Origin of the sequence: Tenacibaculum retecalamus, assembly GCF_027941755.1 — a bacterium.
Lineage (GTDB): Bacteria > Bacteroidota > Bacteroidia > Flavobacteriales > Flavobacteriaceae > Polaribacter > Polaribacter haliotis_B.
Genome location: NZ_CP115916.1, coordinates 2,180,899 through 2,192,660 on the forward strand (window position 1 = coordinate 2,180,899; position 11,762 = coordinate 2,192,660).

Annotated in this window: 14 protein-coding genes, 5 tRNA genes and 1 pseudogene; all 20 read right to left on the minus strand. The window is 33.1% G+C overall.

Going from position 1 to position 11,762, the window contains the following annotated elements:
* Positions 1 to 5: 5 nt before the first annotated feature.
* A complete protein-coding gene (gene rplL / locus PG912_RS10295) occupies positions 6 to 377 on the minus strand; it encodes a 50S ribosomal protein L7/L12 (protein ID WP_275687473.1) in 372 nt (123 codons plus the stop codon).
* Between the two features lie 47 nt (positions 378 to 424).
* Positions 425 to 940 carry a 50S ribosomal protein L10 gene (rplJ, locus tag PG912_RS10300; protein WP_275687474.1) on the minus strand — a complete coding sequence of 172 codons (516 nt, stop codon included), beginning with the start codon at positions 938 to 940 and terminating at the stop codon, positions 425 to 427.
* Between the two features lie 19 nt (positions 941 to 959).
* The gene (gene rplA, locus PG912_RS10305; RefSeq protein ID WP_275687475.1) at positions 960 to 1,652 is read right to left on the minus strand and encodes a 50S ribosomal protein L1; all 693 of its coding nucleotides are present in this window, start codon (positions 1,650 to 1,652) and stop codon (positions 960 to 962) included.
* A gap of 20 nt (positions 1,653 to 1,672) precedes the next feature.
* Positions 1,673 to 2,110: a 50S ribosomal protein L11 gene (gene rplK / locus PG912_RS10310; RefSeq protein WP_260586752.1), complete on the minus strand. Its 438-nt coding sequence runs from the start codon at positions 2,108 to 2,110 to the stop codon at positions 1,673 to 1,675.
* 65 nt (positions 2,111 to 2,175) lie between these two features.
* On the minus strand, positions 2,176 to 2,724 hold the full coding sequence (nusG, locus tag PG912_RS10315) for a transcription termination/antitermination protein NusG (RefSeq protein WP_260586753.1): 549 nt from the start codon (positions 2,722 to 2,724) through the stop codon (positions 2,176 to 2,178).
* Between the two features lie 2 nt (positions 2,725 to 2,726).
* Positions 2,727 to 2,918, minus strand: coding sequence for a preprotein translocase subunit SecE (secE, locus tag PG912_RS10320; protein WP_218773120.1), 192 nt, complete (start codon positions 2,916 to 2,918; stop codon positions 2,727 to 2,729).
* 53 nt (positions 2,919 to 2,971) lie between these two features.
* A tRNA-Trp gene (locus tag PG912_RS10325) sits at positions 2,972 to 3,043 on the minus strand.
* 62 nt (positions 3,044 to 3,105) lie between these two features.
* On the minus strand, positions 3,106 to 4,293 hold the full coding sequence (gene tuf / locus PG912_RS10330; protein ID WP_275687476.1) for an elongation factor Tu: 1,188 nt from the start codon (positions 4,291 to 4,293) through the stop codon (positions 3,106 to 3,108).
* A 75-nt stretch (positions 4,294 to 4,368) separates the two neighbouring features.
* Positions 4,369 to 4,441: transfer RNA gene (locus PG912_RS10335), tRNA-Thr, on the minus strand.
* Positions 4,442 to 4,458: 17 nt separating this feature from the next.
* Positions 4,459 to 4,531 (minus strand) — tRNA-Gly (locus PG912_RS10340).
* Positions 4,532 to 4,602: 71 nt separating this feature from the next.
* Positions 4,603 to 4,685 (minus strand) — tRNA-Tyr (locus tag PG912_RS10345).
* 42 nt (positions 4,686 to 4,727) lie between these two features.
* A tRNA-Thr gene (locus tag PG912_RS10350) sits at positions 4,728 to 4,801 on the minus strand.
* Between the two features lie 100 nt (positions 4,802 to 4,901).
* Positions 4,902 to 5,210 carry a ribosome hibernation-promoting factor, HPF/YfiA family gene (gene hpf / locus PG912_RS10355; protein ID WP_260586755.1) on the minus strand — a complete coding sequence of 103 codons (309 nt, stop codon included), beginning with the start codon at positions 5,208 to 5,210 and terminating at the stop codon, positions 4,902 to 4,904.
* Positions 5,211 to 5,224: 14 nt separating this feature from the next.
* The gene (locus PG912_RS10360; RefSeq protein WP_275687477.1) at positions 5,225 to 6,112 is read right to left on the minus strand and encodes a tyrosine-type recombinase/integrase; all 888 of its coding nucleotides are present in this window, start codon (positions 6,110 to 6,112) and stop codon (positions 5,225 to 5,227) included.
* 87 nt (positions 6,113 to 6,199) lie between these two features.
* Entirely contained in the window at positions 6,200 to 6,397 is a 198-nt protein-coding gene (gene rpsU / locus PG912_RS10365) for a 30S ribosomal protein S21 (protein ID WP_028888499.1), read from the minus strand.
* A gap of 224 nt (positions 6,398 to 6,621) precedes the next feature.
* Positions 6,622 to 7,789 (minus strand): annotated as a pseudogene (locus PG912_RS10370) (acyl-CoA dehydrogenase family protein).
* A 25-nt stretch (positions 7,790 to 7,814) separates the two neighbouring features.
* Positions 7,815 to 8,714, minus strand: a complete 900-nt coding sequence (locus PG912_RS10375) for a ComEA family DNA-binding protein (protein ID WP_275687478.1) — start codon at positions 8,712 to 8,714, stop codon at positions 7,815 to 7,817.
* An 11-nt stretch (positions 8,715 to 8,725) separates the two neighbouring features.
* A complete protein-coding gene (locus PG912_RS10380; protein WP_275687479.1) occupies positions 8,726 to 10,312 on the minus strand; it encodes an alanine/glycine:cation symporter family protein in 1,587 nt (528 codons plus the stop codon).
* A 182-nt stretch (positions 10,313 to 10,494) separates the two neighbouring features.
* The gene (locus tag PG912_RS10385; RefSeq protein ID WP_260586760.1) at positions 10,495 to 11,499 is read right to left on the minus strand and encodes a potassium channel family protein; all 1,005 of its coding nucleotides are present in this window, start codon (positions 11,497 to 11,499) and stop codon (positions 10,495 to 10,497) included.
* Positions 11,496 to 11,723, minus strand: a complete 228-nt coding sequence (locus PG912_RS10390; protein ID WP_260586761.1) for a PspC domain-containing protein — start codon at positions 11,721 to 11,723, stop codon at positions 11,496 to 11,498. The genes PG912_RS10385 and PG912_RS10390 overlap by 4 nt, the downstream gene beginning before the upstream one ends.
* Between the last annotated feature and the right edge of the window lie 39 nt (positions 11,724 to 11,762).

Genomic DNA, 11,762 nt, shown 5'->3' on the forward strand with positions numbered 1-11,762 from the left:
ATAGCTTACTTAAGCTCTACTTCAGCTCCTGCTTCTTCTAATGACTTTACAAGACCTTCAGCTTCATCTTTAGATACTCCTTCTTTTACTGGTGCTGGTGCACTATCAACGATTGCTTTAGCTTCTTTTAAACCTAATCCAGTTAATTCTTTAACTAACTTTACTACAGCTAATTTAGAACCACCTGCTGCTTTTAAGATTACGTCAAATTCAGTTTGCTCATCTGCTGCATCACCTCCTGCTGCTGATCCTGCTACTGCTACTGCTGCTGCTGCTGGCTCAATACCGTATTCATCTTTTAAAATATTTGCTAATTCATTAACTTCTTTTACTGTTAAGTTAACTAATTGCTCTGCGAAATCTTTTAAATCTGCCATTTTAATTGTTTTTTGAAATTTTATTATTAGTTTATTAGTGCGCGAAATTATTTATCTGATAATGTCTTTAAGATACCAGATAGTTTATTACCTCCTGATTGTAATGCTGAAACAACATTCTTTGCAGGTGATTGTAATAATGAGATAATATCTCCAATAAGTTCTTCTTTAGACTTAATGTTAACAAGTGCGTCTAATTGGTCATCTCCAACATAAACTGACTCTTCAACAAAAGCTCCTTTCAATAAAGGCTTGTCTGATTTTTTTCTGAACTCTTTGATAACTTTTGCAGGTGCATTTGCAACTTCAGAAATCATCATTGAAGTATTTCCTTTTAAAGCATTTGGTAAATCTCCAAAGTCTTTATCAGAAGCTTCCATTGCTTTTGAAAGCAACGTGTTTTTAACAACAGCCAATTCTACATTAGCTTTAAAACAAGCTCTACGTAGGTTAGATGTAGTAACTGCATCTAAACCAGAAATATCTGCTAAATAGATGGTACTTGTATCTGCTAATCTTGCTGTTAAATCTTCTATTACTTGTAATTTGTCTTCTCTTGTCATAATTAAAAGTTTAACTGTCTTATAAAGACAAAGATTTTTCATCTACAGCAACACTAGGACTCATAGTAGAAGACATAAAAATACTCTTTATATAATCTCCTTTAGCCGCTGTTGGCTTTAGTTTAATTAACGTTTGTAATAACTCATTTGCATTTTCTTGAATCTTCTGAGCATCAAAAGATACTTTTCCGATTGCAGCGTGTACAATACCAGTTTTATCAACTTTAAAGTCAATTTTACCAGCTTTTACTTCTTGTACTGCTTTTGCAACATTCATAGTTACTGTACCTGTCTTTGGGTTAGGCATTAAACCTCTTGGTCCTAAAACACGACCTAAAGGACCTAATTTACCCATAACACTAGGCATAGTAATAATCACATCAACATCTGTCCAACCTCCTTTAATCTTTTGAAGGTATTCATCTAATCCAACATAATCTGCACCTGCTGCTGTAGCTTCTGCTTCTTTATCTGGAGTAACTAATGCTAATACTTTAACATCCTTTCCTGTTCCGTGAGGTAAAGTTACAACTCCACGTACCATTTGATTTGCTTTACGAGGATCTACTCCTAAACGTACAGCTAAATCAACTGAAGCGTCAAACTTTACAGTTGTAATTTCTTTAACTAAAGCTGATGCATCTTTTAAGCTGTAAACTTTAGAGCTATCTACCTTAGAACGAGCTTCTTTTTGCTTTCTAGTAATTGCCATTTCTAAATTTCTTTTAAAGTTTAAGCAGGTGCATCACCTGTTACTGTTAATCCCATAGAACGAGCAGTTCCGGCAATCATTCTCATTGCAGATTCAACTTCAAAGGCATTCATATCAACCATTTTGTCTTCTGCAATTCCTCGAATTTGATCCCAAGAAACACTTGCTACTTTTTTCCTATTTGGTTCTCCTGAACCCTTCTTAATTTTGGCCGCTTCTAATAATTGTACTGCAGCTGGTGGTGTTTTTACAACAAACTCGAAAGATTTGTCTTTATAAACAGTAATCACGACAGGTAAAACTTTACCTTGTTTGTCTTGTGTACGAGCATTAAACTGCTTACAAAACTCCATGATATTAACACCGGCAGCACCTAAAGCGGGTCCAACTGGTGGCGACGGATTCGCAGCACCTCCCCTTACTTGTAGTTTAACTAATTTACTTACTTCTTTTGCCATTGTTTAAGATTTAACGACATGTTTAAAATGGAAGCTTCAAACACATCTAAATATAGGTGTAACGATTATATTTTTTCTACTTGCGTATAATTTAATTCTAACGGTGTTTTTCTTCCAAAAATCTTAACCATTACTTCTAATTTACGCTTCTCCTCATTAATGTTTTCAACTGCTCCGTCAAAACCATTAAAAGGACCATCGATTACTTTTACTGTTTCTCCTACATTAAAAGGAATTGCAATATTTTCATCTCTTACAGAAAGTTCATCAACTTTTCCTAACAATCTGTTTACTTCCGATTTACGCATTGGTACTGGTTCTCCTCCTTTAGTTTCACCTAAAAAACCAATAACATTTGTTACCGACTTTATTACGTGAGGAACTTCACCTGCTAAATTAGCTTCTACCATTATATAACCAGGAAAATAAACTCTTTCTCTGTTAACTTTCTTTCCGTTTCTTACTTGAATAACTTTTTCGGTTGGTACAATTACTTGGTTTACATAATCTGTCAATCCGAAACGAGCGATTTCAGTTTCAATATAGGCTTTAACCTTATTTTCCTGTCCTCCTACTGCTCTAACTACGTACCATTTCATTACTGAATCAGCCATTATTAAAACATTTTAAAGAAGTTATCTAACCCTGTTTGAAAAACTTTATCTACCCCTGCTACCACTAAAGCAAAAACAATTGTAAATGCCGCAACAACTACAGTAGACTTTTGCGCTTCTTCACGAGAAGCCCATGTCATATTTGTATTAAGCTCTTCAAAAGAACCCTTGATGTATTGTATAAAGTTATTCATTTTCTTATCCTTTTAACGAGTTGCAATTATTATTGCAACTCGCTTTAATTATGCACGGACGGAGAGATTCGAACTCCCGACACCTGGTTTTGGAGACCAGTGCTCTACCGCTGAACTACGCCCGTATTTTATTTTAAAAGGAGTCTCTCATTAAAGAGACTCCTTTTTTATAATATTGACTAATTGATTAGTCTAAAATCTCAGTTACCTGACCTGCACCTACTGTTCTACCTCCTTCACGGATAGCAAACTGTAAACCTAAGTTTAATGCAATTGGTTGGATTAAATCAACTGTAATAGTTAAGTTATCTCCAGGCATAACCATTTCAACTCCATCAGGAAGCATAATGTTTCCAGTTACATCAGTTGTACGTACGTAAAACTGTGGACGATAGTTGTTATGGAATGGAGTGTGACGTCCACCTTCTTCTTTTTTCAATACATACACCTCAGCCTTAAACTTAGCGTGTGGAGTTACAGAACCTGGCTTACAGATTACCATACCTCTTTTAATATCTTCTTTTGCAATACCTCTTAATAAGATACCAGCGTTATCTCCTGCCTCACCTCTATCTAAGATTTGACGGAACATTTCAATACCAGTTACTGTAGAAGTTAACTTCTCAGTACCCATACCGATAATATCTACAGACTCACCAGAGTTGATGATACCAGTTTCAATACGACCAGTAGCAACAGTACCACGACCTGTAATTGAGAATACATCTTCAATAGGCATTAAGAAAGGCTTTTCAGTTTCTCTTAAAGGCTCTTCGATCCATGCATCAACAGCTGCCATTAATTCTAATACAGTGTTAACCCATTTTTCTTCACCATTTAAAGCTCCTAAAGCAGAACCAGCAACAACAGGACCATTATCTCCATCATACTCATAGAAAGATAATAATTCTCTTACTTCCATTTCTACTAACTCAAGTAACTCTTCATCATCAACCATATCCACCTTGTTTAAGAAAACAACCATACGTGGAATACCTACCTGACGACCTAATAAGATATGCTCACGAGTTTGTGGCATTGGACCATCTGTTGCAGCTACTACTAATATAGCTCCATCCATTTGAGCAGCACCAGTTACCATGTTCTTTACGTAATCGGCGTGACCTGGACAGTCTACGTGCGCGTAGTGACGGTTTTCTGTTGCATATTCAACGTGAGAAGAGTTAATTGTTATACCTCTTTCTTTTTCTTCTGGTGCATTATCGATTTGATCAAAATCTCTAGCTTCAGAGAATCCTGCATCAGCTAATACTTTAGTGATAGCAGCAGTTAATGTAGTTTTACCGTGATCTACGTGACCAATTGTACCAACGTTTAAGTGGGGCTTCGAACGATCGTAAGTTTCTTTTGCCATGATTATTAATTTTAATTCTTAGTTAAATATATTTAGTGTTACTTTAAATTCTTTTTTAAAAAAACTCTAAAAAAGAGCCAATGACCGGATTTGAACCGGTGACCTCATCCCTACCAAGGATGCGCTCTACCAACTGAGCTACACCGGCCTGGATAATTATTATAGAGCGAAAGACCAGGTTCGAACTGGCGACATTCAGCTTGGAAGGCTGACGCTCTACCAACTGAGCTACTTTCGCGTATTTTTAAAACCTTTCATTAATAATCAAAAGTTGAAGCTTGATATATCAATTAATCGGTTTTAAAAAAGTGGGGAGAGCAGGATTCGAACCTGCGAAGTCGTAAGACAACGGAGTTACAGTCCGTCCCAGTTGGCCGCTTTGGTATCTCCCCTTTGGTAATTTAAAACTATGTTAAAGAACTTTCTTTACTTTGAGCCGATGAGAGGACTCGAACCTCCGACCTGCTGATTACAAATCAGCTGCTCTAGCCAGCTGAGCTACATCGGCTTTTATTGTCATAAAAAAACAATCCGCTATTTCTAACGGATTGCAAATGTATAAAGTAATTTCTATATTTTAAAACTTTTTTAGATTAATTTTCATCTTTTTATGATACTAAAGAATCTCGTTGTTTTTCTTTTGATTTTTTTAAACTTCTTTTTAATGAATCTACCGCAGTGTTTACACCCTCTTCAAAGGTTTTAGCTTGTTTTTTTACCATTAATTCACTTCCAGGTATATTAATTTTAATCTCTGTAATTTTATTTTCTTTTTCACTTGTTTTCTGTACTTTTAAAAAAACCTCTACATCAACAATCTTATCATGAAACTTCTCTAAACCTTCTATCTTCTTTTCAATGTAATCTATCAAACTTTTATCTGCTGTAAAGTTTACTGACTGCGTGAATACTTTCATAATTTTTTCAATCTTTATTTTGACTCTCTAGGATGAGCCTTGTTATACACTTTTTTTATCTGCTCTAAGCTATTATGCGTATACACTTGAGTAGAGGCTAAACTTGAATGCCCTAGTAATTCTTTAACCGAATTTAACGACGCACCGTTATTAAGTAAATGTGTAGCAAAAGCATGTCTTAATATATGTGGACTTTTTTTAGCTTTCGTTGATACTCTACTAAAGTACAAATTTATTATTCGGTACACAAGAGTTTCATAAATTTTAACCCCTTTTTTAGTTATCAAAAGCGCTTCTACACTAACTAACTCATATTCTTTTTTTAAGCTTAAATACTGATTTAAAGTATTTAAAACTGACGGAAGCAACATAACGTATCGCTCTTTATTTCTTTTTCCTAAAACCTTTACTACTTGCTTAGCAAAATCTATATCTTTTTCTTTGATATTGATTAACTCAATCCTCCTCATTCCTGTTGAATACAACAACTCAACAATCAACTTGTTTCTTACTGATTCAAAACCAGTATCTTCATTTAATATATCTAATACTTTATCTACCTCGTCTAGCTCAAATGGTGTTTGTATTTTCTTTTGAACTTTTAACGCTTTATGTTTTGCTAATGGATTAATTTGTATTTCACCTATTTTTTGCAAGAAGCCGTAAAAGGTTTTTAAAGAACTCATCTTTCTATTCACACTTCTATTTGACACCTCTTTATTTACAAGTGCAACTATCCAAGTTCTTATTTGATTATAATGAATTGTCGTTAACTCATTTTGCTCAAATTCAGTTACACAAAAATTTTGAAACGCAGTTATATCTGCATTATATGCATTAATGGTGTTTTTTGAATAGTTTTTTTCGTGTTCGAGATATCTTAAGAAAGCTGCTACAAGCATTGGTTTTGTTTTTACTGAAATAAATATACAAAAAAACCTGTATTGATAAATCAATACAGGTTTTATATTACTCTTTATAAACTATTTCTAGCTTACTTCTTCTTTCGTTCTTAATCCTTGAACATAAGAGGCTTTTTTCATTTGAGCACGTTTAACGACAGATGGTTTGTTAAACTGTTTTTTGTCGCGTAATTGTCTTAAGATTTTAACGTCTCTGAACTTTCGCTTGTAACGTTTTAACGCTCTATCGATATTCTCTCCTTCTTTAATTGGAATAATTAACATGTGTTAGCACCTCCCTTCATTGTAGTCTCTAAATTTTTATTTTTAGGACTGCAAATGTACTGAGTCTTTTTTAATTAACAATTAATTTTTCACTTATTTTGAATTTCATTATCGCATTAGCGATTGAAACGGCATCCTTTTTTATTTTTTTATAAAAAAGATATAGTGTAAAGCGCGACCTGAAAGGGAATGCCCAAAATATCTTTTATATTGTATTTAAAAAATTAGGTTGCTGGCTTATATTCTTTTTTATCGATTATCATTTTTGCGATAATTTCTTTCAAAATTTCGGAAGTACCTCCACCAATTGTACTCTAAACGGCTATCTCTTAACAAACGCGCTAACGGATATTCTTCCATATAACCATATCCTCCTAGTAATTGCAATGCATCGTATATAACTTCATCTGCCATTTTGGTAGATAACATTTTACTCATACTTGCCTCTTTTACCACATAAACACCTTCGTTTAGTCTTTTTGTAATCGAATAATTATATTCTCTACACATATCAACTTCAGAAGCCATTTCGGCTACTTTATGACGTAAGGCTTGGAATTTGTCTAATGTTTTACCAAAAGCTTCTCTTTCGCTCATATATGTTATCACATAATCTACAGCATATTCTGCTCTTGCATGTGCATTGATAGCCATTATTAAACGCTCTAAAGCAAAATGTTGCATTATATACGGAAAGCCTTTTCCTTCTTCGCCCATTAAATTTTCTGCAGGAATAACTACATTATCAAATGCAATTTCTGCTGTATCTGAAGCTCTCCATCCTAGTTTATCTAATTTGGTTGATGAAATTCCTGGTGTATTTCTATCTACCAAAAGAATACTCATTCCTTTATGTTTATCGTCTGGATTTGTTTTTGCGGCAACTACTAAGTAATCAGAATAGATACCGTTTGTAATAAAAGTTTTAGATCCGTTAATTACATAGGTATCTCCTTTTTTAATTGCAGTAGTACGCATACCTGCAACATCACTTCCTCCGAAAGGCTCAGAAATACACAAACATCCTATCATATCTCCGTTAATACTCGGAGTTAAATATGCTTTTTTGATTCTGTCGTCTCCTTCTTTATTTAAATGTGTCATTGCTAAGTAGGCATGTGCCCACATATTTGCAGCAAAACCACCTGAGTTTATTTTTTGTAATTCTTCTAAAAAAATCACAGTATAAAAAAGATCTAAGCCTAAACCACCATATTCTTCTGGTTGATTTAATCCGAAATAGCCCATCTCACCAAATTTTTTCCAGATGAAACGCTCTACGGTTCCGTCTTTTTCCCATTTATTTATATGAGGAACAACTTCTTTTTGCAAGAAATCTTTAAAGCTCTGACGAAAAAAGTCGTGCTCTTCAGTAAAGTACATACTGTTCATAATTATATATTTTGTTGTTGTTTGTTTATTCTGCCTTCAAATATAGAACTATTCTGTCGTATTTATCAATCGGAAAACTACCTATGTTTTTTATTTCTGATATTTGCTGAATTTCTGCCACCTCATCTCTGTATTCAAAAATACTTTTACACAACTTATAATCTATATATGGATTAGCAAGTATCTCTTTAAAAGTAGCCGTATTTATGTTTATTTTTTGGATTGATGGTTTTTGATGGATTTTAAACCTTTGTAAGATCCTAATTGCAGTTGGTTTATCGATTGCCCAAACTTCATATATCTGCATGGTAAATGAAAAGCCTTGTAGTTTTTTTCGGTATTTTATAATTCGCGCTGAAATTACTGATCCAACACCACTAACAGTTTCAAAATCCTCCTGTGTAGCTTTATTGATGTCGTTTGTTGAGATTACAGCTTTTTTCAATAACAGCACCTCATCATCAGAATTAACTTTTGACTTTACCGTTTCTTGTAATTTATTTCTTTTTACAACCCAATCTGGAAATTTAAAATAAGGCGAAATCTTATTCAATAAGCTATCTGATACTTTTGTTATTTGCTGGAATTCTTGTGCTGAGTTTACAAATTTACGCTGTGCGCGATAAGCATGTAATCTATCTATTTCTTGAAGAGATAAACCTAACTGTTCTCCTTTAAAATCGGTAATATAATTAGGATTGAAAGGATATATTTTAGGTTTTCTTTTTTCTAATTCAACTTTCTTTAAACTATCAATTTTATTCTGATAAACAAGTAATTCTTCAGAGTTTGTATCGATTATTGCATCCGAAGAAAAATCAACAAAGAAATAAACAAACTGAAGAATAACTATAATTACCACCAAAAAGAAAATCCCATTTCTTTGGCGTTTGTGATACCAGAAATGGGATTTAAATATTTTCATATTAAGTTTTCTTATGCCTCGCTAGACTTTATTGCTTTCATATATTTTGAAAGTTCTTTTTTAACTTTCGGTGCTAGAAGTACTAGTCCGATCATGTTAGGAACCATCATCGCAAAAATCATTGCATCTGAGAAACCTATTACAGATCCTAAACTAATAGAAGCTCCTACAATTACAAAAAGACAAAATATTGTTTTATACGCATATTCCATTTTTTTAGACCTTCCAAATAAATACGCCCAACCTTGATATCCGTAATAAGACCAAGAAATCATTGTACTAAAAGCAAATAAAACTACTGCTACAGTTAATACATATGGAAACCATGAGATAGCTGATTGAAAAGCTCCTGATGTTAATAAGATTGCTTGTGCATCATCTAATCCTGCGTTAGCAGAAGTAACGTTTCCTGTAATTATTAATACTAATGCTGTCATAGTACAAACTACTACAGTATCAATAAAAGGCTCTAATAAAGCTACTAAACCTTCTGATGCTGCGTATTTAGTTTTCACTGCCGAATGCGCTATTGATGCCGAACCTACTCCTGCTTCATTAGAAAAAGCTGCTCGTCTAAATCCTTGTACTAAAACTCCTACTGCACCACCTGCAACTCCTTCAGGACTAAATGCACCGTTAAATATTTGCACTAAAGCTCCACCTATCATGTCATAATTTACAACAATAACAAATAATGATGCTAACACATAAATTACAACCATAAATGGTACAATTTTATCTGTAACCTTTGCTATTTTTTTAATTCCTCCAATTATTACAATACCTACTAGTATTGCCATAACTAAACCAAAAGCCCATCTATAACCATGTATAAATGATTCCTCTCCACCAGTCATATGCTCAAATAATTGAGCTGCTTGATTTACTTGAAACATGTTACCACCTCCAAATGAACCACCGATTACGAATACAGCAAAAACAACGGCTAAAACTTTTCCTAAACCTTCAAGACCTTTTGATTTTAATCCTTTTGTTAAATAATACATTGATCCTCCGTACACTGTTCCGTCTTCACCAATATCTCTATATTTTACTCCTAATGTACATTCCACAAATTTAGAAGCCATTCCTAAAAAACCTGCTACTATCATCCAAAATGTTGCTCCCGCTCCACCAATTGAAACAGCAATTGCTACACCTGCTATATTTCCTAAACCTACAGTTGCTGATAAAGCTGCTGTTAGTGCCTGAAAGTGAGAAACTTCTCCTTCATGATTTTCTATTGCAATCGTTTCTATATTGTCTCCTCCTGGAGTAGAATCACCCGCTGCAACCATTGATTCATGATGATCTAGCTCATCGTATTTACCTCTAACAATATTTATTGAGGTAAAAAAACCTTTAAAATTTATAAATTTAAAATATACTGTAAAATATAAAGCTCCTAAAATTAAAGGGAAAAGAACCCAGAAAATTTTAACTCCTCCTCCAAAATCAATTTGATAGAAAATAAAATTAACAAACCACCCTGTAGCATCGCCAAAGACTTCATCTATTTTTTGATCTAAACCTTTTTCTTGTGCAAATGTCAACATCGGTGCTATTAATAATAACAACGTAAGAAGTCTTTTCTTCATAATTAAGTATGTTAGTTTTTTTAAATTTGTAATGCGCAATATCTTAAAAAAATGTACTTTCAACAAGTTTTAAGCGTTAAATGTACTTTTAAGTTAGTTTTTCTTTAAATTTATGTAAATCTTCTTGCAATTATTTTTAATTTATAATAAATCAATATTCATTATAATAACTATAATGTTTCCTAAAATAATTCTCTTAATTTAATTATTTGTTCTGGACGACCTAAAACGATTAAGTTTGCTCCTGCTGTTAGTTTTACCGTAGCATCCGGATTTATAATATATTCTTTATCCGTAGTTCGATAACCGATAACAGTGCATCCTGTTTTTTTACGAAGATCTAAATCGAAAATTGTACTATTTAAATATTCTTTAGGTAAATTATCTATAGCAATTTCTTCTAAATTAGCAGTCGTATCCCCTTCAATTGTTAATCTATCAACAAATTCAATTACATCTGGTGTAACCACTAAAGATGCCATATGTGCACCGCCTAATTTATCTGGCATAATTACATTATCTGCACCTGCTATTTTAAGTTTACTGTAAGAAGTTTCTTTAGATGCTCTGCTTATTATTCTACACTTTTTATTTAGTTGACTTGCGGTTAATACCACAAATAGATTGTCAGCATCCGAAGGTAAAACTGTTATTAAATTCGCTGCATTTAAAATACCTGCTTTCAGTAATGCTTCATCCGTTGTTGCATCTCCTTCAATATTTAAGATTCCTTTTTCATCTAATTGTTTAATAACCTCTTCATGCTTTTCTACAACAACAAAATCTTTATTATAGCTATTTAGTTTTGATATGGCCTGTTTACCGTTTCTACCAAACCCACAAACAATAGTGTGCCCTTTTAATTTTTCTATTTTTTTTTGCACTTTTTTTATTTTTAGTTGACGAAAGAACTGACCGCTTATTAAATATTCTGAAAATGAAGATACTGCATAACCGAAAATAAATAAACTCGATAATATTAAACCGATCGTAAATATTTTTTCTCCTGTACCAAACGGATGTACTTCTCCAAAACCGATTGTAGTAATGGTAATAATGGTCATATATAATGCATCAATAAAAGAATAATTGAATAATATTAAATACCCTCCTACCCCTATTGACAAAATTAATACTGAATATAAAATTGCTTTATATAACCTCGATTTAAATACTGTTTTTATCATAAATCAAAAACAGAAGTTCTTTTTGTATAAATCATATCTTTTAATCGCAACAAAAAAGCCAATGTTAGATAAACACCAAACGACAAGCCAACGGTTACAAACGATATGTAAATAAAAAATAATCGCACATTGGTGGCTCGCATCCCTAAACGATCTGCAAACCTTGAAGACACTGCAAAACCATGACGTTCAAAAAAATGACGCACAGAATGAATAAAACTCATAATTAACTCGTTTTAATTGCAAGATACCATTTTACAATC

Excerpts from the sequence above, each read along its gene's own strand:
- rpsU (WP_028888499.1), bottom strand. The coding sequence starts at position 6,397 with ATGTTAATTATTCCAATTAAAGAAGGAGAGAATATCGATAGAGCGTTA.
- nusG (WP_260586753.1), bottom strand. The coding sequence starts at position 2,724 with ATGGCTGATTCAGTAATGAAATGGTACGTAGTTAGAGCAGTAGGAGGA.
- tuf (WP_275687476.1), bottom strand. The coding sequence starts at position 4,293 with ATGGCAAAAGAAACTTACGATCGTTCGAAGCCCCACTTAAACGTTGGT.
- rplL (WP_275687473.1), bottom strand. The coding sequence starts at position 377 with ATGGCAGATTTAAAAGATTTCGCAGAGCAATTAGTTAACTTAACAGTA.
- hpf (WP_260586755.1), bottom strand. The coding sequence starts at position 5,210 with ATGAAAGTATTCACGCAGTCAGTAAACTTTACAGCAGATAAAAGTTTG.
- rplJ (WP_275687474.1), bottom strand. The coding sequence starts at position 940 with ATGACAAGAGAAGACAAATTACAAGTAATAGAAGATTTAACAGCAAGA.
- PG912_RS10385 (WP_260586760.1), bottom strand. The coding sequence starts at position 11,499 with ATGATAAAAACAGTATTTAAATCGAGGTTATATAAAGCAATTTTATAT.
- PG912_RS10390 (WP_260586761.1), bottom strand. The coding sequence starts at position 11,723 with ATGAGTTTTATTCATTCTGTGCGTCATTTTTTTGAACGTCATGGTTTT.
- rplK (WP_260586752.1), bottom strand. The coding sequence starts at position 2,110 with ATGGCAAAAGAAGTAAGTAAATTAGTTAAACTACAAGTAAGGGGAGGT.
- PG912_RS10375 (WP_275687478.1), bottom strand. The coding sequence starts at position 8,714 with ATGAAAATATTTAAATCCCATTTCTGGTATCACAAACGCCAAAGAAAT.
- secE (WP_218773120.1), bottom strand. The coding sequence starts at position 2,918 with ATGAATAACTTTATACAATACATCAAGGGTTCTTTTGAAGAGCTTAAT.
- PG912_RS10380 (WP_275687479.1), bottom strand. The coding sequence starts at position 10,312 with ATGAAGAAAAGACTTCTTACGTTGTTATTATTAATAGCACCGATGTTG.
- rplA (WP_275687475.1), bottom strand. The coding sequence starts at position 1,652 with ATGGCAATTACTAGAAAGCAAAAAGAAGCTCGTTCTAAGGTAGATAGC.
- PG912_RS10360 (WP_275687477.1), bottom strand. The coding sequence starts at position 6,112 with ATGCTTGTAGCAGCTTTCTTAAGATATCTCGAACACGAAAAAAACTAT.